Here is a 22,702-nt window from a genome sequence, read left to right on the forward strand (position 1 = left end):
TAGTAAACGCCTCAATAATTCATTCAGACACAACATTGGGCCCTGAGGGAAGTCGGAATTCCCTTTCACCCGACAAGGACCAGAAATGGAGAGGCTGATGTCGACGGAAACGGCTGAAACCAACGCCGGGAATATCTCTGCCACGACGGACCTGGTACCCCTGGGCTGGCGCGAATGGGTGGCGCTGCCGGACCTTGGCATCAATCGCATCAAGGCCAAGGTAGATACCGGGGCCCGGACTTCCTGTCTGCATACCTTTCGCACCGAACCCTACGACGAGAATGGCCAGCGCCGGGTCCGATTCTGGGTGCATCCTCTCCAGAATGATCTCCATGAGGTCGTGGAGTGTGATGCTGCCATCCTGGATGAGCGGATGGTCTCGGATTCCGGTGGTCACCGGGAACTGAGGCTGGTTATAGAAACAACCCTGCAGGTCGGTGACAGCCACTGGCCCGTGGAGATGACGCTGACCAACCGGGATACCATGCGTTTCCGCATGCTGATCGGGCGCACGGCCATGGCCGGTCGCAGCGTTGTCCTGCCTGAATCTTCCTACCTTGCCGGAGAACCGGTTGTAAGGACCAAGAAATGAAAATTGCTGTGCTTTCGCGCAACAAAAACCTCTATTCCACTCGTCGCCTGGTGGAAGAGGGATTGAACAGGGGCCATGAAGTCCGGGTAATCGACGCTCTGCACTGTTACATGAACATCACCTCGGCCAACCCGCAGATTCATTACCACGGCGAAACCCTGACTGACTTTGACGTGGTGATCCCTCGCATCGGGGCATCCGTCACTTTTTACGGCACGGCGGTGCTGCGTCAGTTTGAAATGATGGGCTGTTTTCCGGTCAATGAGTCCGTCGCCATCACCCGCAGCCGCGACAAGCTGCGCTCCCTGCAGCTGCTGGCGCGCAAGGGCGTTGGCATGCCCATTACCGGTTTCGCCAACAAGCCGGACAATGTACCGGATCTGATCAAGATGGTGGGCAGCCCGCCGGTGGTCATCAAGCTCCTCCAGGGCACCCAGGGCATAGGCGTTGTGCTGGCAGAAACCCGCAAGGCGGCCGAGAGCGTGATTGAGGCCTTCATGGGCCTGAAGGCAGACATTCTGGTGCAGGAATACATAAAGGAAGCGGGTGGCGCGGATATCCGCTGTTTCGTGATCGGCGACAAGGTGATCGCTGCCATGAAACGACAGGCAGCCGACGGCGAGTTTCGCTCCAATCTTCACCGGGGTGGTACCGCATCCCTGATACGTATCACCCCCGAAGAACGTCGCACGGCGATTGCGTCCGCCAAGGCCATGGGCCTGAATGTGGCTGGCGTGGACCTGCTGCGTTCAAGCCGGGGGCCCCTCGTCATGGAAGTGAACTCCTCTCCCGGACTGGAAGGCATAGAAGCGGCAACTGGCAAGAATGTTGCCGGCATGATCATTGACTGGACCGAGCGCAACCAGGCGCCCTGGAAGACCCGGACCAAGGGAAGAGGTTGATATGGCCCGCGCATCTTTTCATTTTGCCGGCACCGAAATAAAGGCTGGAACCAGGCAGACAGTGGAAGTGCCCGTCGCCAAACTCTACACCCATACTCCTCTGCATATTCCCGTGGAAGTGGTTCACGGCCGCCGGGACGGACCTGTACTGCTGGTATGCGCAGCGCTTCACGGCGACGAGATCAACGGCGTTGAGATCATCCGCCGGGTTCTGCGGAATGCATCCCTGCGTCACCTCAGAGGCACCCTGATTGCGGTGCCGATTGTCAATGTGTTCGGCTTCGTCCAGCGCACCCGTTACCTGCCCGACCGGCGGGACCTGAATCGCTGCTTTCCCGGTTCCGAAAGCGGCTCCCTGGGGGCCCGCATTGCCTACCTGTTTCGTACCCAGATTATGGAAAATGTGACACACATCATCGACCTCCACACAGGGGCCATTCATCGCTTCAATCTGCCCCAGATCCGGGCTGAACTCGCCAATCCGCAAACCGCCCTTATCGCTGAAGCCTTCGGCGCGCCCATCATTCTGAATGCGAGCCTGAGGGAAGGTACGCTCAGGGAATACGCCGACTCCCAGGGTATACCGGTCATCACCTTCGAGGGCGGCGAGGCATTGAGGTTCGACGACGTGGTCATTTCCAGTGGAGTGCGGGGCGTCAACCGGGTCATGCGGGCCCTCGAAATGCTGCCTGCAAAGGGTGGGCGGTCAATGCCCAGAAAGCGATCGGAGGTGGCCGCCACGTCACTCTGGGTGAGGGCTGAGATAGACGGCATCATGCGCCCCCTGGTGCGTCTGGGACAACAGGTTCGCAAGGGCCAGAAGCTGGCGCTCATAGCGGACCCCTTTGGTGAAACGGAGACTGCGTTGATCACTCCCTGCTCTGGCATAGTGGTGGGCATGAACAACCTGCCACTGGTCAACGAGGGCGAGGCGATCTATCACATTGCGCGGTTCGATGAACTGGCGGAGGCGGGCAAGGCAATGGACTATTTCCGCTCCTCAATCGAGCCGGAAGGCAGCAATGAAACGGTGATGCCGGTTCACCCCTGGGATGAACAGCAGCAGGAATAGGGGGGACGCTGCCATGATTCAGGATCAAACCATCATTGAACTCCGGCCCCGGGGCCGGGGGTTTCATCTGGTCACAGACGACGTGATGTCGCAGGCGCCGGACCTGACCAGCTGCCAGGCAGGGCTTCTGCATCTTTTCCTGCAGCACACCTCCGCATCCCTGGTGATCAGTGAAAACGCCGACCCGGATGTGCGCGGCGACCTGGAACGGCATTTCAATGTGATGGTGCCGGAAAACCAGTCCTATTATGAGCACGTGACGGAAGGGCCGGACGACATGCCTGCCCACATCAAGAACGTACTCATCGGCCCCTCCCTCATTCTCCCCGTCACCGAGGGCCGGCTTGCCCTTGGGACATGGCAGGGCATCTGTCTCTGCGAGCACCGGGACCAGGCCGGTGGCCGCAGGATTGTGGCTACGCTGCAGGGGCAGTGACAGCCAATCCGGCCTCGCATGACTGAATCCCTCCCTACGGCTTGGCGAGCGCCGCTGAACACAGGCACGCGGGACAACAAAAGTTAACAGCCCGGTTGCCAAACGGCCACACAAAAAGATGCAGGTCCCGCTGTTTAAGCTAGCATACTGTGCGATATCGGCAGATTTATGCCCATGATCCAGTGGTCGGCTTATCGGAGTGTTACATGCATTCATCGTTCTTCAGGAACCTGTTGGTCAGCCGTCTGCTGCGACCGGTTTTCATTATTCTGGTGCTGGCGGGCATCGCCCAGTTGCTGCTTAGCCAGTGGCTGATTCGTACCGAGGTCAACGCACTGAGCGAATCGGTGGAAAGCTCCCTTGAAGCTGGCAGGGAGAGGGTGGGGGCGGAATTTTCTGCCGCTAACGAAGATGTCGACCAGCGTCTGGGTGCAATGCGGGCTCAGGCCTCAAGGGAACTGACACAGAAGCTGGAGGCGCAGCTGAATGAGCGCCAGCAGCAGATTGCCCAGAGTCTGGAGCAGGCTGTCATGTCCGAGGCCCAGGGCCTTGCGGATGCGATGGCCGCAGTTTCGGCGCCGCTGATCTGGGACCGTGATATTCCGAAACTGACGGGCCTTGTGGAATTGATGGATGCCCGGGAATCGGTCGTATTCGCCGCTTTTTTTGATCAGTACGGTGAGCGCATGACCCGCTATGTGGATCGCACAGACCCTCGGGTCAAGGCCCTCATGGCCGAGGGGGAGGGTCGCGGGGCAGTCGGCAGGGTGATGGATGCGGCAGAGCGCGATCCGGATACGGTCATCATCTCTGCGGATATCTCCCCCCAGGGCTCTGCCATAGGTCAGTTGAAACTGGGGCTGTCCACCGAGTCAATTGCCAGAGACATGCAACAGCTTGAGGCGGACTTTGGGGCGACCATAGCAGAGAGCGCCGAAGCAGTAAGTTCGATTCTGTCCTCCCGGACCGAAGAAGTGAGCCAGCGGCTGCAACAACAGCTGAATGGCATCGAGGAAGCCACCCGCAGTGAAATCCAGACCACGGTGGCGGGAATCGGAAATCAGACAGGCGCCCTCACGACCAGCCTTTCGGTTGTGCTGGTGGTTTCGACCCTGGTTTTGCTGATCCTCATTGCTCTGGTGCTGGGATTTGGCGTACTCAGGAAAATTCACCGGCTGAATCACGCAATCTGGGATATCGCGGATGGTGATGCTGACCTCACCCAGAGGGTGCATCTGGGCGGCAACAGTGAACTGACCCATATGGCTGATGGAATGAACCGGTTCATCGCCCGGATCCAGACCATGATCAGTCAGGTCAACGCTGCCGCCCATACCGCCGCGGATCAGGCACGGGAGCAGGGCGCAGCAAGCAGCCAGGCGGTTGCGGTGGTTAACCAGCAGCAGCAGGAGATTGATCAGGTCGCCACAACGGTAAGTGAAATGTCCGGCAGCATCCAGGAGGTGGCGGAGAATATCCAGCAGGTGGCTGACTCCGTTCGAAGCATCAATGCCGAGAGCGAAACCACCGCTGACATTTCCCGTGAGGCCCGGGGCCAGCTTGATCTGATGGTCACGGATGTTGAGGCCGCCGTCGCGGTGGTCACGGAACTCAACCATCAGAGTGACCAGATTGGATCGGTGCTTTCAGTCATCGGCGGCATTGCGGAACAGACCAACCTTCTGGCGCTCAACGCGGCCATTGAGGCAGCCAGGGCCGGGGAAAGTGGCCGGGGTTTTGCCGTGGTGGCGGATGAAGTGCGCTCCCTCGCCAGCAAGACCCAGCAGTCCACAACAGAGATACGGGCCATCATTGACCGGCTTCAGGCCGGCAGTCACAAGGCCGTGGCCACCATTGGTCAGGCCTCCGAACGGGTGGCTGAGTCCAGCCGGCAGTTCCGCTCTGCCGATGAGCACTTTGAGCAGATCAGCGGCCTGCTTGGCGAGCTTCAGGGGCGGGCGGTGACCATATCCGCAGCAGCTGAAGAGCAGAGCACCCAGGCCCAGCAGATCAGTGAAAACGTAGCCGATATGGCCCGTGCGGCAGAATCGACGGTGGTGGCAATCCAGCGTTCCGACAGTGCCAGCCAGGCCATCGGAGCTGCTGTTGGTGAGCTGAGGACGACGGCTGAGGAATTCCGGGTCTGATTGCAGCTGTGTTTGAGGCTGGGACAGAGGCACCCTGAGGGGTGCCTCTGTCGTTCGAAGGATCAGAGATTGGCTTCTGCGAACTCGGCCAGCGCCGAACGGGGCACGCCCTGCAGGTGGATATGACCACCATGCCGGAAGCCTTTGAAACGCTCAGTCATGTAGGTCAGTCCTGAACTCAGGCCACTCAGATAGGGTGTGTCGATCTGGGCCAGATTGCCCAGGCAGATCACCTTGGAGCCGGTGCCGGCGCGGGTGATGATGGTTTTGATCTGGTGCGGCGTCAGGTTCTGGGATTCATCAATGATGATCAGGCTGTGCTGGAAGCTGCGGCCGCGGATGTAATTCAGGGATTTGAAGTGCAGGGGCACCTTGCTGAGGATGTAGTCGACACTGGCGGTCATATTCTCGTCGTCTTCGTGCAGGGCCTCCAGGTTGTCGACAATGGCGCCCAGCCAGGGTTCCATCTTCTCGGCCTCGGTGCCCGGCAGAAAGCCGATATCTTCATCCAGCCCCTGGGTGCTCCGGGTGGCGATAATGCGTTTGTACTGTTTGCTGGCCACGGTCATTTCAATGCAGGCCGCCAGCGCCAGTATGGTCTTGCCGGAACCGGCGGAACCGGTCAGATTGACCAGATGCACCTCCGGGTCCAGAAGCAGGTTGAGGGCCAGGGACTGGTAGATATCCCGCGGCATCAGGCCCCAGACCTCCTCGCTCATGAGGTCACGCTGGTGCATGTCCTGGAGCACCAGGCGGTCATCCTCTATGTCTGTCACCTTGCCTACAAAGCCCTGTTCATCGATAACAAACTCATTGATGTTCAGCTTTGCCAGTTCGCCTTCCCGCTTGAGAATGTGTTCAGTGATACCTTCCCTCTGAACAGTCTCCACCTTGGCGATATTGTCCCAGAAGGAGTTGGGGAACTCCCTGTAGCCCCGGGGGAGCAGATTTATGTCATCGATCAGCTGATCGGTGTGGTAATCCTCGGCTTCGACACCGAAGCCACGAGCTTTGAGCCGCATGTTGATGTCCTTGCTGACAAGGATGATGTCCCGGGACTTGTGACGTGCCTGGAGTGCGGCCAGATTGTTGATGATCTTGTTGTCGTTCAGGTGCTCGGGGAGAGCGTGGGCGCCGTTGTGCTCCGTGCTCATCAGGATGGACAGGGTACCGAGGGGCTCTGACTTCAGGGCGCGGACGATGGGCACTCCACGCTCTATCTCCTTTGGGCTGGCGTCGCCAAGAAGCCGGTCTATGGTGCGGATGGCCTGGCGGCAGTCTGCGGCAACCGACTGTTTGCCGGATTTCAGGCCATCAAGCTCTTCCAGTACCGTCATCGGAATGATGACGTCGTGTTCTTCAAAGTTGAGGAGGGCGTTGGGGTCGTGGATCAGGACGTTGGTGTCGAGGACATACATTTTTCTCCGAGCTTGCGGCGCTCTTGGCATAGGGCTCGATTCCTCTCTTGCGGGCGGTGGTCATGTGCTATTCAGGCTTGCCGGCTTGACGGACTCAGTCGTCGCTGGCACAGCGCCGGGTCAGCGCTTTGTCGGATATCAGTTTGAGCATGTCATAGGTGGTGATGATGCCGGTGATTTTTTTGTCCCGGGTAACAAAGATACGGTGAACGTGCTCTTTCATCATGACGTCGGCAATGTGCTTTACCGCGGTGTCTTCATCTACGCACAGAACAATGGGTGTCATGATGTCCCGTACTTCAACTGGCACTTTGCCCATCTCTTCAAAAATGGCCATCCGCAGGCGCCTGGCTTCAATTTCTTCTTCCGGTGTGAGGTTCGCCTGGCCGTGATCCGGTCGGCTGGAAGACCAGCGGAATTCGGTGATGTCCTTGAGAGTGGCAATACCAACAATCTCGCCGTCATCGTCCGTTACCGGACTGCCGGTGATTTCGTTGTCGGTCAGGAATCGGGCCAGATGTTCCATGGTCCATGATTGGGGCACAGCCTTGACGCTGGGCGTCATGATCTCGTGGGCAAGAACAGTCATGCTTCACGGTCCTGATTGGGTGGGTCCTTTATAGCTGAGCTTATCTGTTCCCTTCCTTCTCGTCATCACCTGTTTGGGCTTCGGCCTCTACTGCAACGAGCTGGCCGCTGTCATCAAAGACCAGTTCATGGTTCTGGTACCTCGGCCGGTTGGCAACTTCCTCCAGTTTTTCCATTGAGTTCAGAGGGATGTCCACCACCAGCGAGTTCACCAGCCAGCCAGGCAGGGCGCCGTTGGGATCCGTGTGCTGTACCCAGACCATGTGGGTCTGATCGCCCTCGGGGATGAAGCGGTAAAGGGTATCCGAGCGATCCACCCGGACCAGTCCGGCCTTTTCTTCCTGGCGGTCAGGAGTGGCATTCAGGTTCATGACGATTTCGCCAGTTTCTTCACTGCCTTGCGTCCTGATACGGATGACGTAGTCCCGGTCGCTCACAGGCCAGGGCATGTCATTGACGGAGTAGGCATAGCGGTCGAAAAAGTCGCCCTCACCGAACGCATAGGAGTCGGAGCAGCCATGGACCCATTCCAGGCAGGATTCCGGATTAATCATCACGGCCATGACGTTGGCGATGGGTGCATCCAGAAGGGCAACAGCCTTGAAGGCGCGGAAGCGGGAATCGGGATGTTCGATGGTATAGATCCGGATGTCGTCAGCTTCTTTTTGCAGTGTCCAGTCTGCATTCTCGCCGGGCAGTTCCGCGCCTGCCGTTGAGACAAGAAATACACCCGCGAGTGTGACTATCGCAGCCGATACCCTGCGGGTCCTGGGATTTGGCATAGGGAAAAACTCCGGTGGGGGCCAAAGCGCGTCGGGAACATTCTGAGAAAGACCGGACCAGTTTATCATGCCCACACCCGGGGGAGAGTGCGGGCCCTGGCGGTTTGTGAACCGGTGCCGGACCACCTCCGGGATTTGGCCTGAAATGACGTCCCAGCGGTGGTGTCGGAATGCGACCGGGCCTGTAGCCAGCCGCATTCCCGGTCCGGAATCACTTTTCCGGGAGGGTGACGTTCAGTTCCAGTACCGAGCAGCTTTCGTTTCTGTCCAGCTCTACGTGGACCATGTCATCGTCGATCTGGACATATTTGCGGATCACCGCCAGCAGTTCCTGCTGCAGCTGCGGCAGGTAGTCTGGCAGGTCCCGCTGGCCGCGCTCGTGAGCAACGATAATCTGCAGGCGTTCCTTGGCGACGCTGGCCGAGGTGTTTTTCTTGGTGCTCTTGAAGTAATCAAAAAAACTCATCGGCCATCACCCCTTGAACATCCGTGAGAAGAATCCTTTTTTCTCCGCTGTCATGAAGCGATGCTCACGCTCTTCACCCAGCAGCCGTGCGACAGCGTCCTCGTACGCCTGGCCCGCGTCGCTGTCGTCCTCAAGAATGACCGGAAGGCCCTGGTTGGAGGCATTCAGCACAACCTGCGATTCCGGAATCACGCCCAGTAGCGGAATCGCGAGGATTTCCTCAACGTCGGCCACCGAGAGCATTTCACCTTTTTCCACGCGGATCGGGTTGTAGCGGGTAAGCAGAAGATGCTCTTTTACCGGATCAAGACCTTTTTCGGCACGGCGGGATTTGCTCTGCAGGATGCCAAGGATCCGGTCAGAGTCACGCACGGAAGAAACTTCCGGATTGGTGACCACTATGGCTTCGTCGGCGTAGTAAAGCGCCATCAGAGCGCCATGCTCAATCCCCGCAGGAGAGTCACAGACAATGTAGTCGAAGGTTTTTGAAAGCTCGGTAATGATTTTTTCAACGCCTTCCGGGGTGAGCGCTTCTTTTTCCCGGGTCTGGGAGGCAGGCAGAATGTAAAGCGTGTTGACCCGTTTGTCCCTGATCAGTGCCTGGTTGAGGGTGGCTTCCCCCTGGATGACGTTGACGAAGTCATACACCACCCGGCGTTCGCAGTTCATGATGAGATCCAGGTTGCGCAGGCCCACGTCGAAGTCAATCACCACCGTCTTGTGGCCGCGGCGGGCGAGACCGGTACTGATTGATGCGCTGGTGGTGGTTTTGCCTACGCCGCCCTTACCTGAGGTAACGACAATGATTTTAGCCAAGGTTGCAGTCCTGTTTGCTGTGTTCGAATGTGTGTCCGGGCTCAGACCCTGTCCAGTGGTGTGACCACCAGCAGGTCCTCCCTGAGCTGGATCTGGACCGGGGACTTCCAGCCCTGGCCCTGCAGATCCTCGGAGATTTTATAGTGTCCGGCGATAGACACAAGCTCCGCTTCCAGTGATTGACAGAAGATTCGGGCTGATTCCAGCCCATGGACCCCCGCCAGGGCCCGGCCCCGCAGCGGACCGTAAACGTGGATGTTGCCCGCAGCGAGTACTTCGGCCCCCGGCTGCACCGATGCCAGAACCACCAGATCGCCCTCGGGGGCGTATACCTGCTGGCCTGAGCGCACCGGCTGGGTGATGATCCGTGCTGCCACAGGCCCATTCGCCGGAGTCGGTGAAACGGCAGGGGCGGGCTCTGATGGCTCGGTGGTTACGGTAATGTCATCTGCCACCGGCGCGGGGCGTTCACGGTTGCTGGCTGAAGGCAGCAGGGCGAGGGACGCATTGCGGGCAAGCCGATTCTGGTCCTCGTTGCCGCCACGGACCCCCACCACCTGGATGCTATGGCGGCGGCAGATGCCAATGATCTGGAAAAAATCCAGGTCAGTATCCGCACCCTGGTATTTTTCCAGGCTGATGATCAGCGGTATGTCGCGGAAGAAGCCCGGCGCCTGGCGGATCTTCTCCCGGAGATTGTTTTCGAAGGCGTCAGTGTCGAAATAGTGCAGCTCCAGTGCCGTCATTGGGACGGTCGCCCCTTTGAGCTGGAAGCTCTGTTGCGCGCCGGTCGTGGCGGTTTCGGTCATTGTGCTGTCTCTTCCCTGGGATTGCTGGAGTCGCCCGCTGGCCGGGGCCGCAACGGGGCGATTTCGAATTCGATGCCAGACCAGCCGCTGCCCATGAACTGACGGATGTTACCATGAGTGGAACCTGCCGGGTCACCCAGCACCTGCTGGTAATGTCTGCCAAAGCAGGTGAGGGTGTCTGCTTCGGTGAGGTAGCAGTGCTGGGCCAGGGCAAAGAGTTTGCAGGAACCCTCGTTCTCTCCGGCCGCGTTATGGAGAGGCCCGTTGCGAAAGGCGGAGGGAGTGTATTCAAAGTAGCGTTCCACCAGCGCAAGGCTGTCCTCGAAATCCGCGTGGCCGGCGCTCAGGGACGCCAGGTGGATCTGCATGGCCCGGGTCAGGTTCATGGCTGGTGGCGCTCCTTGTGATCTTTCTTCGATCCGGTCTGATAGCGGGCTTTCCAGTCTTCATAGGGCATGCCGTGAATAAGTTCCCGCGCTTCCGGATCGCTTACCTCGACGCCCCGTTCGGCAGCTTCCGCCCGGTACCATTTGGAGAGGCAGTTGCGGCAGAAGCCGGCCAGATTCATCAGGTCGATGTTCTGCACCTCCGTGCGTTCCTGCAGGTGCTTCACCAGGCGACGAAAGGCGGCGGCTTCGATGGCGTTCTGGGTAGCTTCCGGGATCTGATCTGCCATGAGGTTTTTGCATCCTGTTAAGGGCTGACTGGAAATCACTGAATGATGATAAGTCGACCTGGTTCTGGCAGGTCAGGAATCCTGACATTCTCTGCATGTTATCGTAAGATACAAGGCTGTATGAATGTACAGATCGTATCCATGATGCCCAGGCCGACATGACCCAGCGCAAGATTATTCACCTAGATTGTGACTGCTTCTATGCCGCGGTGGAAATGCGGGATGACCCTTCTCTTGCCGCGGTGCCGCTGGCGGTTGGCGGTGAGGGTGGTCGCGGCGTGGTGACTACCTGCAATTACCGGGCCCGGGAATACGGCGTGCGCTCTGCCATGCCCGGCTCCGAGGCCCGGCGCCGCTGTCCCGACCTGGTGACAGTGCCGGTGGACATGACGCGTTACCGGGCGGTATCACAGCAGGTAATGGCGATTTTCCGGGATATTACCGATCAGGTGGAGCCCCTCTCCCTGGATGAAGCCTTTCTGGATGTCAGCGATGTTGAAAGCCACAGGGGCAGCGCCACACTGATGGCGGAATACCTGCGCGCCCGGGTCCGGGAAGAGGTGGGGATCACGGTATCGGCTGGGGTGGCACCCAACAAGTTTCTTGCCAAGATTGCCAGCGACTGGCGCAAGCCGGACGGTCTGTTTGTGATCCGTCCCCAGGACGTGAATGAGTTTGTGCGCTCCCTCCCGGTAGAGAAGCTTCACGGAGTGGGCCAGGTAACCGCCGGCAAGCTTCATGCCCTGGGGCTGGCCACCTGCGGTGACATCCAGCAGTTAAAGCCGGAGTTTATGGTGGACAGGTTCGGCCGCCAGGGCCTCAGGCTTCACGAAATGGCTAACGGCCAGGACAACCGGCCGGTGGTGGTCACCCGGAATCCCAAGTCTGTCAGTGTCGAGCGCACCTTTTCCCAGGATCTGCCGGACAAATCGGCCAGTGATGGCGTCGTGCCGGCGCTGGTGGAAGATCTCAACAGACGCCTGGCCCGCAAATCCCGGCAAAAGCCCATTCACAAGCTGTTTGTGAAAATCCGCTACAGTGATTTTTCCACCCATACCCTGGAGCGGGTACGGGAGGGCATTCGCGAGCCTCATTCTGAAGATTTTGCGCCCCTGCTGGCGGAGCTGATGACGGATACCGCAAGGCCGGTCCGGCTTCTGGGGCTGGGTGTGCGGTTCCGGGATGATGAAGCGCCCGTGACCCAACTGAGGCTGTTTGACTGAGCGGCAGCCGCAGGCGGTTCAGAGGGCGAACAACATGATGAAATTCTCCGAGAGCTGGTAGCTGGCCAGCAGGCCGACTCCTCCGCCGATCACGGCTCCCGCCGCCACGTCGGTTGGGTAGTGCAGTCCCAGCACCACTCGCGACGCTGCCACGCTGAGGGTGAAAGGTATCAGCGCCAGCGCGAGATCCGGTGCCATTACGGCGACAATGGTGTTGAAGCAGACCGCATGGAGCGTATGGCCCGAGGGAAAACTGTAGCGGTCCAGAGGCGGAGAGCCGCAACTGATTGATGGGAAGGAAATGAAAGGGCGTTCCCTGACCAGTCGGCTTTTCAGGTATTTGTAGGTAATGGTGCAGGTCAGACCACTTGCGACCATCAACAGGGCAATGGCCAGACCATCCCGGGGCCGCAGCACTGGCATGGCCAGAATCAGCGCGTACCAGAACCAGCCGTCCCCAAGTCGGCTGACAATGTGGAAATAGAGATGCAGCGGACGAAATCGCTGGGACCGATTGATCATCTGGCAGAGTGCGAGTTCCCGCTGGTCAACCTGACTAAAAAACCTGGATACCCTGCCTGTTGTCATTCCGGGAAACCCTCATCTGTGCATTGAATGTCAGTTCGGCAAACTGATCAATTATGTGCGACCACTGCAGATCCAGGGCGTCCAGTCTTGCCCCGGCACGGATACGGCTAAGCAGCGTTGGTTGCTCGAGCAGTTTCAGCGCACTCTGGATAAATCCTTCATCCTCCCCGAGTTCTGGAGCCATGCCGTTCTCTTCATGCCGCAGGTGCTCGCTGGCAGCAGCATCATTGAAAGCAACCACGCCGAGTCCGCTTGCCATGGCCTCCAGAACCACATTGCCGTATGTGTCGGTTTTGCTGGGAAACAGGAAGACATCCGAGGAGGCGTAATGCCGTGCCAGGGCCTCTCCCTGCTGTATGCCACAGAAAATATAGTCAGGGTGCCGGGCTGCAAGACGGTTGCGAAGGGGCCCGTCTCCCACCAGAATCAGGCGGGCGCGGGGATGAAGTGCACGAATCCGCTCAAAGCAGGCCACGACCATCTGCAGGTTCTTTTCCGGCGCCAGCCGGCCAACATGGAGAATGGCCCGGTCATTGGCCCCCAGCCCCCATGTCTCCCTGAGTGAACTGTTGCGTTTGCACGGGGAGAACTTCTGACAGTCGACACCGCGGTTCAGAACAGCGGTCGGCCCTATCCCCATGGCTCGGAGCAGTTGCTGCGTCCGGCGGGCGGGTACCAGGGTCAGATCCGTTCGATTGTGGAACCAGCGGCCATAGCGGCACAGGATAGCTTCGAGGAAGCCGGCGCCGTAATAGCGGCTGTAGGCGTGGAAATTGGTGTGGAAACCGGAGCACACTGGTATATGAAGGCGGCGTGCCGCGGAAACTGCAGCCAGACCGAGCGGCCCCTGGGTGGCTACATAGACGGAATCCGGCCTGTTCCGGCGCCAGAGGCCAGTCAGGGTGGCCGTTCTGGAAAGGCCAAGCTGCAGGCCAGGGTAGCCCGGCAGGGGCAGGCTGGCGACGAGATGCTCATCGGAAAACAGATCCTTGTCGGCGCCCCGCACCAGGGAACCCATGTCCCGGGACTGCCTGGGACGAACCAGACTGACCCTGTGCCCGCGTTGCATCAGACCCTGGCGCAAATGGGTTAGAGTGTTGGCAACGCCATTGATTTCCGGGAAGAAAGTTTCTGTTACCAGTGCGATGTGCCGGCTGGCTGTGGCTGGCTGACGGGGCTCGTTCATGAGGTCTCCTGGATGAAGCCACGGAATGGCGGTAGTCTCCAGTGGTCTTTTCATATGAGTCCACTATGGAAATTGCCTGTGACAGCGCGGCTACGATTCCATGACATTCTGTTTAAAGAGTGATCGGCGATAGTCCATCTGGCTGCCGGGTGAAAACGGGTGGCCGTCCGCGGGCGGATCTGTGTCGTAAGACTATGACTGTTATCAATCATCGGGAGAAAACATGGAAAAGCGGAAGCTTGGTCGTACGGATCTGGACGTGAGCCTGATCTGTCTGGGGACCATGACCTGGGGAGAGCAGAACACCGAGGAAGAGGCCTTCGATCAGTTGGATCTTGCCACGGCCGAGGGTATCAATTTCATCGATGCGGCAGAGATGTACCCGGTACCGCCGAGGGCCGAGACCCAGGGTCTGACCGAGAGCTACCTGGGGAACTGGCTTGCCCATCGCGGCCGCCGGGATGATCTGGTGATCGCCTCAAAAGTGGCAGGGCCGGGCAATGGCCTGGGCTATCTCCGCAACGGGCCCCGGCTGTCCCGGGACCATATCAGGGATGCCTGCGAGCAGAGCCTCAGGCGGCTGCGAACGGACTATATAGACCTGTACCAGGTGCACTGGCCGGAGCGCAGCACCAATTTCTTCGGTGAGCTGGCTTATCAGCACAACCCGGAGGAGCGGCCGGTGGCCCTGGAGGAGACTCTGGGAGCCCTGGATGAACTGGTGAAAGAGGGGAAGGTACGGCACGTAGGCATCTCCAACGAGACCCCCTGGGGCACCATGCAGTATCTGGCTCTGGCAGAAAAACATGGCTGGCCACGAGTGGTATCCATCCAGAACCCTTACAATCTCCTGAACCGTACCTTTGAGGTTGGTGGGGCCGAGATCTCCCACCGTGAACAGGTTGGCCTGCTGGCCTATTCGCCGCTGGCATTTGGCATGCTCACCGGGAAGTACCTCGGCGGCCAGCGGCCGGAGGGCGCCCGGCTGACCCGTTACAGCCGGTTTGCCCGTTACGCCGGGGATCGTGCTGAAGCTGCCGCCCAGGCCTGGGCCGACCTGGCCCGGGACTTCAGTCTGTCGCCGGTGCAACTGGCATTGGCATGGGTAAACAGCCGGGACTTTGTCACCAGCAACATAATCGGCGCCACCAGCCTGTCCCAGTTGCGTGAGAACCTTGCGTCCACGAGCGTAAGTCTGACGCCGGATCTGCTGGAAAGCATTGAAAAAGTGCACCGGGACTTCACTTATCCCTGCCCCTGAAGCTCCTGGTAGCAGTAGAGGCGCGGGGATGTCGGCCCGGTCGTTACATTATGAAACGGTACCTGGAGGAAAGTTAACAGAAGGACGGTGATCCGGTGACAAAAAATGCGCAGGAATGTGTCCAGAATCACAGTGTTAAATCAAGGTGGCGTTAGACTTTGGCCTTAGAGATCTTTAATATTCGTCTCCTTGGTAAAGGTCAGGTCAGTCATGGTAATCCGTCTTTTTCTTCTCCTCCTCGCGCTCAATATGGTTGCCTTCGTGGTCCGTGCGGAAGCCGGTGAGCGTCCGATGGTCACTGAGCTACTCTATCCGGAGGAACTCACGGAGCTGCAGGAGCGCATGTCCGGTAACTATGATGCTCAGGAAGAGGTGGATGTGCTTGCAACGCTCGGCTCACGGCTGCTGAGCTGGCGATTCAGCCGCACTGAATCGGCTGCCCGTAGTTACGCATCGGACATGGCCCATGCAGATCACGGCGTGGCGCTTATCGAAGATGGAGCCTGCCTGAATCTGCGCTGGAACTTCTGAACTGCCTGACCTTTTGATCACCCCTGAAATCTCCCTCTGCCGTTCCGGTCCCCGAAACCTGACTGTTGGCGCAACCGTTCAGCGCATTGTCTGTTTCCTGCCGACATGTGATCATCCCGGTGGCTGTTTCCAAATTACGTTCATCAAGGGAGTGAATCGCTCATGGCTGATACCCCAGTGACGCTGGCTGATGCTGATGCCTGTGTGGATGCAATCATCGAACAGGTGGGCAGGCACATCATTCTGGGGCTGCCACTGGGGCTCGGCAAGCCTGTCCGCCTTGCCAACGCGTTATACCACCGCGCCTGTCAGGACAGCTCACTGAAACTGGAAATTGTGACAGCCCTGTCGCTGCTGGCGCCCGGCGGTTCCTCCTCGCTGGAAAAGCGGTTCATGGAGCCATTCGCCAAACGTCTCTACGGCGACATTCCGGAACTGGCCTATGCTGCCGACGTGGTCCGGGGCAGACTGCCCGACAACGTCAGGGTTTCAGAGTTTTTCTTCAAGGCGGGGAGCTTTCTGAACAATACCGCCCAGCAGCGCCACTACGTCTGCACCAATTACACCCACGCCGTCCGGGATCTCATGGCGCTTGGGGTCAATGTGGTAGGCCAACTGGTGTCGCCGCGGAGCAGTGAAGACGACAGCCTGAGCCTGAGCTGCAATCCCGACCTGACTCTGGATCTGCTTCTGGAGCTTTCGGCACTGCGGCAGCAGGGAAAGGCTGTGGCGCTGGTGGCGGAAACCAACCGGAACATGCCATTTATGGGCCGTGATGCGCGGGTGCCTGCCAGTGATTTCGATATTATTCTGGAGCGCCCGTCGACCGACTACCCCCTCTTCCCGGTGCCCCACATGTCAATCAGTGCGCCAGACCACCTGATCGGGTTTTATGCCAGTACCCTGCTAAGGGAGGGGGGGACCCTGCAGGTGGGTATTGGTTCACTGGGCGCAGCCTTTGTTCACAGCACGATCCTGAGGCATCAGCAGAATGAGCGATGGCGGAGTCTCCATCAGGCGCTGAAAGTGGCGGAGCGTTTTCCGGTGGCGGAGCAGTGCGGCGGTACAGGCGTTTTTGAGAAGGGCCTGTACGGTTGCAGTGAAATGATGGTGGATGGATTTATGCACCTGTTGAAAGCCGGAGTTCTCACCCGCGAAGTATACGATCACGCCGGCCTGCAGCAGCTTGTCAACGAAGGCCTGATTGGCCCAGACGTTTCAATTGAAACCCTGGATGTATTGCGGCAGCACGAACTGATTGACTCACCGCTGCGGGCGCGGGACATACACTGGCTGCAGGACTATGGGATTGTTGATCCGGCCGCAACCATCCGTGGCGGCCGACTGGTGGTCAGTGACCACAGTCTGGAACCGGATCTGGATGATCCGGAGTGCCGGAGGAAACTTGCAGCAGTCGCTCTTGGCAACAGGCTTAAGGGCGGGGTGGTAATGCATGGTGGCTTTTATCTTGGACCCAATGATTTCTATCAGATGCTGCGTGATCTTGGGCCGGCGGAGCGCAATCGCATCTGCATGACCAGTGTCAACTTCATCAATCATCTCTATGACCACCGTTTCGGCAACCAGGAGTTGAAGTCGGCACAGCGTGGCCACAGCCGGTTCATTAATTCCGCCATGATGGTGACCCTCAACGGGGCCGCTGTCTCGGATGGCCTTGACGATGGCCGGGTGGTCAGTGGTGTTGGAGGGCAGTATAACTTCGTCGCCATGGCCCATGAGTTGCCGCAAGCCCGTTCAATACTTACCCTGCGTAGCACCCGGAGCTCAAAGGGCCAGGCAGTTTCCAACATCGTATTCAGTTACGGTCATTGCACCATTCCCCGGCATCTGCGGGATATCGTGATCACCGAATATGGCATAGCCGATCTGCGGGGCCGGTGCGACGAGGACGTTTATCTGGGCCTGATCCGCATAGCGGATTCCCGCTTCCAGCAGGAACTGCTACAGCAGGCCCAGAAAGTCGGAAAGGTAGCCCGGGAGTTCAGACTTCCCGAGGATTGGTGCAATAACACGCCGGAGGCTGTCAAGGCGGCTCTGGGCGAACTGGATCAGGGAACCTTTCCGCCGTTTCCGTTCGGTTGCGATTTTACCGATGAGGAACTGGTACTTGGCAAGGCGCTGCGCAGTCTGAAGTCTGCAACCGCTACCCGTCGTGGTAAACTGGTGACCCTCTGGCATGCAATCCGCACCAGAACCGACGACCCGGCCCTGCAGCCCCTGTTACACCGCATGTCTCTGGACAGTCCGACCCGCTTGAGGGAACGGCTTGACCAGCGCCTGCTGGTTCACGGGCTGCGCCGGATCGGCGAACCATCCGAATCAGGGAGCCATTCCAGGTAATGCAAAGACCGGCTGTATACACAGTTCACTACCGCCTCAAAAACCGCTCCGGTGACGTCATCGACACCTCTGAAGGCGGCGAGCCACTGACCTTCATGGAGGGCGCGACGGGAGTAATAAAGGGCATTCAGGAAGCTGTCCGGGGCCGCGGCCCCGGTGATTGCCTTGAGGTTACTGTGCCCCCGGAGATGGCATATGGGGAACACAACCCGGAATTTGTCCGCAAGGTTCCCCGGTCCGCTTTTGAGGGGGTCGAAAACCTCCAGGTGGGTATGAAATTCCAGACCAACACGGGCGAGCAGGCCCAGGTGGTCAAGGTCGTGGGGATTGATGGCAATCTTGTGAGCGTCGATGCCAATCACCCTCTGGCCGGGTTCACCCTGTATTTTGAACTGGAAATCGTTCAGGTCAGAGAAGCGACCGACGACGAAATGGAATCAGCTCCACCCCAGTGAATACGGCGTACGCCTGCCGCTACGGTCTCATGCAGATGGTTGGTAAGACTTGCCATGTCTGTCCCCCGTGCTACCGGCACTGAGGGATGAAAGACCACTGATACCTCGGCTGCCGGCTGCCGCAGCAGGCGCAGAAGGTGGGACCGGAAGTCATCATCCCCGACGAAGGGGGCAAGATGGTCTGGCTTACCCTGCCGGTGGTAGCCGATGCTGACGGGCTGGATCATGACGTCTGCCATTGCAGCTGCGTACAGAAGGCGTTGATGAAACGGGCGCACGTCTGATCCGTCGGTAGTAGTGCCCTCCGGAAAGATGAGTACCGACTGGCGCTGCTCCAGTGCCAGGGCAATTTCTTCCCGGCTCTGTCCGGACCGTCCGCCGCCTCGCTGGATAAACAGTGTCCCGGCCTGGCCTGCAAGCCAGCCGATGAATGGCCAGCCCCTCACTTCCGCCTTGGACAGGAACCTCAGGGGCGCCAGGCCGCCCAGTACCGGAATGTCGGACCAGGACACATGGTTGCTGACAAAGAGCACCGGGGCCTCGGCAATCCGGCCCTCACGTCGTATGCGCAAACCAAGACAGCGGGCCGCTCCATTAAAACAGAACCTGGCCCGGCGCGTCCGGTCGAGTTTCGTACCCTTCAGCTTTTCCAGAGCCCCTGCCCACAGGGCAATCAGCGCAGTGAGCAGAAGGAACAGAACAAACAGGGTCAGCCTGCTGGCCAGTCGGACTGTCTGCACCGCTCAGCCCTGCCTTTCCTGCCGCATGAAGTGTCGGCTGTAGCGGTCGGCCAGTTGGCCTACCTCCAGCATCACCAGAAGGTCCGCGCAGCGGAATTCCGGATCCCAGCAGGGTTCCCCGCAGACCCGCGCGCCAAGCCGCATGTAAGCCCTTATCAGGGCAGGCACGTCAACCGGACGGTCATTCTGTAGTGTATGTGTCAGGTGTGGAAGTTCGCGACGGGGGAATACCCGGTAAGACACCTCTGTCAGATAGCTCTGCTGCAGATGGCTGGCGATCCGCCAGGCTTTCAGCCCGCCATCGGCCATGCTGATGCTCGCGCATCCAATCAGGTAATCGACCTTTGCGATGACCAGGTACTCTGCGAGTCTGGCCCAGAGAAGACTTATGGTGGCACCATTCCGGTATTCGGGGTGCACGCAGGTCCGGCCGAGTTCGGCAAAGGTGCCCGGATGTTTCCAGAGATTGGCGAGGTCAAATTCCCCCTCGGAGTAAAAACCGCCCAGATATCTGGTCGAGTCCTGATGAAGCACGCGGGTTGTAGCCACCAGTTGCCCTGTTCGGGCATCCGTGACCAGTAGGTGATCGCAGTACTGGTCGAACCGGTCAGCGTCCAGGCCGGGTGTTTCAGTTCCGAGATCTGATCCGTACTCCTCGGAGAATAGCTCATACCGCAGGCGTTGAGCGGCTTTGATCTGCGCTGGATCACGGCTGATCAGAGTGGTCAGGCGGCGGGCCGGGCGTGCAATGGCGGCGGTCTGTGCGTTCATGGCTGCGTCTCTCTTTGTCCATTTGCCCCCAAGCCTATGAATCGGTTGTGACACCGGAATGAAGAAGTGATGACCAGCCGGTGACAGCGCCCTGATAAAAACCGGCATCGTGAACCTTGTCACGGTATGTAACCAGGCGCCGGTTCCAGGTATTTTTCTGAACAGCATGTATAATTGCTGTTACAGGGCGTTGCCTGTATTGTCCCTTGGAAGAACAGTATTATCAGATGTTTCTGTGAAGAAGCTGATAAAGAACCAGACCGGGTAATGATGGAACTGCAAGTCCCGGACATAATCATGGGTCAGGTGGACCGGTTCAGACGGTCTCCTGTAACGGCATAAAAACAAGATTAGAGACGAGCTGCGTGGAACAGACAAACGAGGGTTGGCGTATTCTCATCGTTGAAGACGATGAGAGACTGGCAGAATTGACGCGGGAGTACCTTGAGAGCAACGGTCTCACGGTTACTCTGGAATCCCATGGTGGTCAGGCGGTGGAGCGGATCAAAACCGAGCAGCCGGACCTGGTTGTGCTTGACCTCATGTTGCCGGGGGAAGATGGCCTTTCCATCTGCCGCCGGGTCCGGCCCCATTATTCCGGGCCAATCATCATGCTGACCGCCCGCACTGACGATCTTGATCAGGTGCTGGGGCTTGAGATGGGCGCTGACGATTACGTTGGCAAACCCGTCAAGCCGCGGGTCCTGCTGGCCCGGATCCGGGCCCTTCTGCGGCGCTCGTCCGATACGGCCGCCGCTGCTGCCGAAGCCGGCAGCAAGGACGAGCCAGTGCGGCTGCAGTTCAGTGACCTGATTGTAGACAGGTCCATGCGGGAAGCCTGGCTCAATGATCAGAGTATTGATCTGACCAGCGCAGAATTTGACCTGCTGTGGCTGTTGGCCAGCAGTGCCGGCCGGGTTCTGAGCCGTGAAGAGATCTTCACCGCTCTGCGGGGCATTGAGTACGATGGTCAGGACAGGTCCATTGATGTGCGGGTTTCGAGAATCCGGCCGAAAATCGGCGATGATCCGGTACATCCGCGAAGAATCAAGACTGTTCGCAGCAAGGGCTACCTTTTTGTGAAAGAAGCCTGAGTTTTCATCTGCAGGCGCCTGCCCGGAGCAGGCGTCCGTCTCCAGGGTGGGCCCCATGCCCCTGAAGTTCTTCCTGAAGCTTTTCGCCTGTCTTGCTGGCCTTATTCTCTTTGTATCCATGTTGTGCGCTCTCATTTTTGCAGGGATGAATTCCGTCCGCCTGCAGGCGTGGCAGGAGCAGTTTCCCGAACCTCTGATGCGCTGGCTGGCTTCTGTGCCGGATCCGGAATCGGCCTACCACTGGCTTGCCCCTCTCTACGATTTCCGGGTCGTAACCCCGGCCTCGCTGTCTCTTCAACCAGTTGTACGGGAACGCCTCGGCTATGGGCAGGTGGTCACCCTGAACACCAGTCTTGGGCCAAGAGTTCTGGTGGCTGACGGTTCAGGTGGCATTCTTGTTATCCGGTTTCGTGATATCTACCGGGATGTTTCGGAATCAACGGCGCTGATTGCGCTCTCACACCTGAATGCCGTGCTGCCCTCCGAGCGGGAACCTGCACTGGCAAAGCTCGCTACGGCCCTGGGCGTGGGCATTTCGGCGGTAGCGGAACCTGATCGCGTTCCCGAGCCTGATGTTCTCGGCCGTGTTCTGGAACGAGGCATCGCGCTCTACCAGGAAGATGCCCGGGACACCGGGCAGGTTCTGCTGCGCCTTTCGGACGGTACGCTGGTCGAGGTGGTCATGCCGCCTCCCTTTGACCCTTGGGCCTGGCCCGTGGTGCTGCTTCTGATAAGCCTTGTTACCGGCCTGCTGGCTCTGGCGCTGCTGCTTCTGCTCAGGGGCGTGGACCACAATCTTCGCGCAGTCGAGTCGGTTGCCCTTCGCATTGCCAGGGGTGAAATGGATGCCCGGGTGGAGGCCTCGGACCGGACGGTGGCAACACGACTTGCCGCGGCATTCAACAGCATGGCCGACCATATCCAGCGCCTGGTGGGTGTTCAGCGGGAAATGATTCATGCCGTATCCCATGAGCTCCGGACCCCTGTGGCCAGAATCCGGTTTGGGGTCCAGATGATTGAAGACTGCGAAGACCCACAGGCACTGCAGAAACAGCTGGATGGAATAGACGGCGACATTCAGGAACTGGATGAACTCATCGACGAGATTCTGACCTATGCCAGACTGGAGCAGGGGGGGCCGGTGTTCTCTCTCCAGGAGCAGTCAGTAACCGATATCGTGCGTCAGGTAGTGGAAGAGCAGCGGATGATTCACACCGGAGTGACAATAGATGCGGACATTCCGGAGCAGTCAGAGCGCTGGTCCCAGTCCGATGTGGAACCCCGCTACCTGCACCGGGCAATCCAGAACCTCGTGGGCAATGCAGCCCGCTACGCTGCGGGGCAGGTACGTGTCCATTGCCAGTTTGATGAGCAGACCTGCCGGCTGGATGTGGAAGACGACGGCCCGGGCATTCCGGAGGAAGACTGGGAAAAGGTTTTCACCGCTTTTGCCCGCCTCGATGACAGCCGCACGCGCACATCAGGAGGTTATGGGCTGGGGCTGTCCATTGTTCGCCGGATTCTCTATTGGCACGGTGGCCAGGCTTTTGTGAATCGCAGTGACAAGCTGGGGGGAGCCCGTTTCAGCCTGGTCTGGCCGCGACGGAAGCCTGACGAGGATATTCTCTGAGTCCGCCATCCCGGCTCACGAAAAGTAACAAAGCAGCTACACAATCACCACTGATGGGGGCCGCTGCTTCGATAATAATTGGACACGTAAGGGATGACTTTTGAGGTTGTAGTTCTTACGAACTTTCCTTGTTTCATTCGTCATTTAGGGGCCGGTTT

At 58.9% G+C, this 22,702-nt stretch carries 24 protein-coding genes; 12 read left to right on the forward strand and 12 right to left on the reverse strand.

The window, feature by feature from the left end; genetic code table 11:
• The first annotated feature begins 97 nt into the window (after positions 1-97).
• From LG327_RS09060 to LG327_RS09080, 5 genes are all read left to right on the forward strand, one after another.
• Positions 98-592: an ATP-dependent zinc protease gene (locus tag LG327_RS09060; protein ID WP_404368703.1), complete on the forward strand. Its 495-nt coding sequence runs from the start codon at positions 98-100 to the stop codon at positions 590-592.
• Positions 589-1,494 (forward strand): 30S ribosomal protein S6--L-glutamate ligase, encoded by a 906-nt coding sequence (rimK, locus tag LG327_RS09065; protein WP_404368706.1) that lies wholly within the window; start codon positions 589-591, stop codon positions 1,492-1,494. Before LG327_RS09060 ends, rimK begins: the two co-directional genes overlap by 4 nt.
• 1 nt (position 1,495) lies before the next feature.
• Positions 1,496-2,566: a succinylglutamate desuccinylase/aspartoacylase family protein gene (locus LG327_RS09070; RefSeq protein WP_404368709.1), complete on the forward strand. Its 1,071-nt coding sequence runs from the start codon at positions 1,496-1,498 to the stop codon at positions 2,564-2,566.
• Between the two features lie 13 nt (positions 2,567-2,579).
• Positions 2,580-3,002, forward strand: coding sequence for a secondary thiamine-phosphate synthase enzyme YjbQ (locus LG327_RS09075; RefSeq protein WP_404368712.1), 423 nt, complete (start codon positions 2,580-2,582; stop codon positions 3,000-3,002).
• A 206-nt stretch (positions 3,003-3,208) separates the two neighbouring features.
• The gene (locus tag LG327_RS09080) at positions 3,209-5,149 is read left to right on the forward strand and encodes a methyl-accepting chemotaxis protein (protein ID WP_404368715.1); all 1,941 of its coding nucleotides are present in this window, start codon (positions 3,209-3,211) and stop codon (positions 5,147-5,149) included.
• A gap of 62 nt (positions 5,150-5,211) precedes the next feature.
• Here LG327_RS09080 and LG327_RS09085 read toward each other — a convergent pair whose 3' ends face one another.
• From LG327_RS09085 to LG327_RS09120, 8 genes are all read right to left on the reverse strand, one after another.
• Positions 5,212-6,567 (reverse strand): PhoH family protein, encoded by a 1,356-nt coding sequence (locus LG327_RS09085; protein ID WP_404368718.1) that lies wholly within the window; start codon positions 6,565-6,567, stop codon positions 5,212-5,214.
• Positions 6,568-6,661: 94 nt separating this feature from the next.
• A complete protein-coding gene (locus LG327_RS09090) occupies positions 6,662-7,156 on the reverse strand; it encodes an HPP family protein (protein ID WP_404368721.1) in 495 nt (164 codons plus the stop codon).
• A gap of 40 nt (positions 7,157-7,196) precedes the next feature.
• Positions 7,197-7,937 carry an START domain-containing protein gene (locus tag LG327_RS09095; RefSeq protein WP_404368724.1) on the reverse strand — a complete coding sequence of 247 codons (741 nt, stop codon included), beginning with the start codon at positions 7,935-7,937 and terminating at the stop codon, positions 7,197-7,199.
• A gap of 211 nt (positions 7,938-8,148) precedes the next feature.
• On the reverse strand, positions 8,149-8,403 hold the full coding sequence (minE, locus tag LG327_RS09100) for a cell division topological specificity factor MinE (RefSeq protein ID WP_404368727.1): 255 nt from the start codon (positions 8,401-8,403) through the stop codon (positions 8,149-8,151).
• A gap of 6 nt (positions 8,404-8,409) precedes the next feature.
• Positions 8,410-9,219, reverse strand: a complete 810-nt coding sequence (gene minD, locus LG327_RS09105) for a septum site-determining protein MinD (protein WP_404368730.1) — start codon at positions 9,217-9,219, stop codon at positions 8,410-8,412.
• 41 nt (positions 9,220-9,260) lie between these two features.
• A complete protein-coding gene (gene minC, locus LG327_RS09110; RefSeq protein WP_404368733.1) occupies positions 9,261-10,028 on the reverse strand; it encodes a septum site-determining protein MinC in 768 nt (255 codons plus the stop codon).
• Positions 10,025-10,414 (reverse strand): HopJ type III effector protein, encoded by a 390-nt coding sequence (locus LG327_RS09115; protein WP_404368735.1) that lies wholly within the window; start codon positions 10,412-10,414, stop codon positions 10,025-10,027. Before LG327_RS09115 ends, minC begins: the two co-directional genes overlap by 4 nt.
• Positions 10,411-10,704, reverse strand: coding sequence for a DUF1244 domain-containing protein (locus LG327_RS09120; protein WP_404368738.1), 294 nt, complete (start codon positions 10,702-10,704; stop codon positions 10,411-10,413). The genes LG327_RS09115 and LG327_RS09120 overlap by 4 nt, the downstream gene beginning before the upstream one ends.
• A gap of 158 nt (positions 10,705-10,862) precedes the next feature.
• Here LG327_RS09120 and dinB point away from each other — a divergent pair, with 158 nt between their 5' ends.
• Positions 10,863-11,927, forward strand: a complete 1,065-nt coding sequence (gene dinB, locus LG327_RS09125) for a DNA polymerase IV (RefSeq protein ID WP_404368741.1) — start codon at positions 10,863-10,865, stop codon at positions 11,925-11,927.
• Positions 11,928-11,945: 18 nt separating this feature from the next.
• On the opposite strand, the gene LG327_RS09130 is transcribed toward dinB, so the two are convergent.
• Complete coding sequence (locus LG327_RS09130) at positions 11,946-12,515, reverse strand: phosphatase PAP2 family protein (RefSeq protein ID WP_404368744.1); 570 nt, start codon at positions 12,513-12,515, stop codon at positions 11,946-11,948.
• Positions 12,484-13,701 carry a glycosyltransferase family 4 protein gene (locus LG327_RS09135; protein WP_404368747.1) on the reverse strand — a complete coding sequence of 406 codons (1,218 nt, stop codon included), beginning with the start codon at positions 13,699-13,701 and terminating at the stop codon, positions 12,484-12,486. Before LG327_RS09135 ends, LG327_RS09130 begins: the two co-directional genes overlap by 32 nt.
• Positions 13,702-13,924: 223 nt before the next feature.
• Here LG327_RS09135 and LG327_RS09140 point away from each other — a divergent pair, with 223 nt between their 5' ends.
• The 4 genes from LG327_RS09140 to LG327_RS09155 all read left to right on the forward strand — a co-directional run bounded on the left by LG327_RS09140 (position 13,925) and on the right by LG327_RS09155 (position 18,309).
• Positions 13,925-14,962, forward strand: coding sequence for an NADP(H)-dependent aldo-keto reductase (locus LG327_RS09140; RefSeq protein WP_404368750.1), 1,038 nt, complete (start codon positions 13,925-13,927; stop codon positions 14,960-14,962).
• A gap of 210 nt (positions 14,963-15,172) precedes the next feature.
• On the forward strand, positions 15,173-15,493 hold the full coding sequence (locus LG327_RS09145) for a hypothetical protein (protein WP_404368753.1): 321 nt from the start codon (positions 15,173-15,175) through the stop codon (positions 15,491-15,493).
• Positions 15,494-15,655: 162 nt separating this feature from the next.
• Positions 15,656-17,854 carry an acetyl-CoA hydrolase/transferase C-terminal domain-containing protein gene (locus LG327_RS09150; RefSeq protein WP_404368756.1) on the forward strand — a complete coding sequence of 733 codons (2,199 nt, stop codon included), beginning with the start codon at positions 15,656-15,658 and terminating at the stop codon, positions 17,852-17,854.
• Positions 17,854-18,309 carry a peptidylprolyl isomerase gene (locus LG327_RS09155; protein WP_404368759.1) on the forward strand — a complete coding sequence of 152 codons (456 nt, stop codon included), beginning with the start codon at positions 17,854-17,856 and terminating at the stop codon, positions 18,307-18,309. The genes LG327_RS09150 and LG327_RS09155 overlap by 1 nt, the downstream gene beginning before the upstream one ends.
• On the opposite strand, the gene LG327_RS09160 is transcribed toward LG327_RS09155, so the two are convergent.
• Together LG327_RS09160 and LG327_RS09165 are read right to left on the reverse strand one after the other, a co-directional pair.
• A complete protein-coding gene (locus LG327_RS09160; protein WP_404368762.1) occupies positions 18,258-19,049 on the reverse strand; it encodes a lysophospholipid acyltransferase family protein in 792 nt (263 codons plus the stop codon). The genes LG327_RS09155 and LG327_RS09160 overlap by 52 nt on opposite strands.
• A gap of 3 nt (positions 19,050-19,052) precedes the next feature.
• Entirely contained in the window at positions 19,053-19,820 is a 768-nt protein-coding gene (locus LG327_RS09165; protein WP_404368765.1) for a GNAT family N-acetyltransferase, read from the reverse strand.
• A gap of 365 nt (positions 19,821-20,185) precedes the next feature.
• Here LG327_RS09165 and LG327_RS09170 point away from each other — a divergent pair, with 365 nt between their 5' ends.
• Both LG327_RS09170 and LG327_RS09175 read left to right on the forward strand, forming a co-directional pair.
• Positions 20,186-20,914 carry a response regulator gene (locus LG327_RS09170; protein ID WP_404368768.1) on the forward strand — a complete coding sequence of 243 codons (729 nt, stop codon included), beginning with the start codon at positions 20,186-20,188 and terminating at the stop codon, positions 20,912-20,914.
• Between the two features lie 55 nt (positions 20,915-20,969).
• Positions 20,970-22,544, forward strand: a complete 1,575-nt coding sequence (locus LG327_RS09175) for an ATP-binding protein (RefSeq protein ID WP_404368771.1) — start codon at positions 20,970-20,972, stop codon at positions 22,542-22,544.
• Positions 22,545-22,702 lie beyond the last annotated feature (158 nt).

The sequence above is a fragment of the Marinobacter sp. genome (assembly GCF_044799475.1).
Classification (GTDB): Bacteria; Pseudomonadota; Gammaproteobacteria; order Pseudomonadales; family Oleiphilaceae; genus Marinobacter.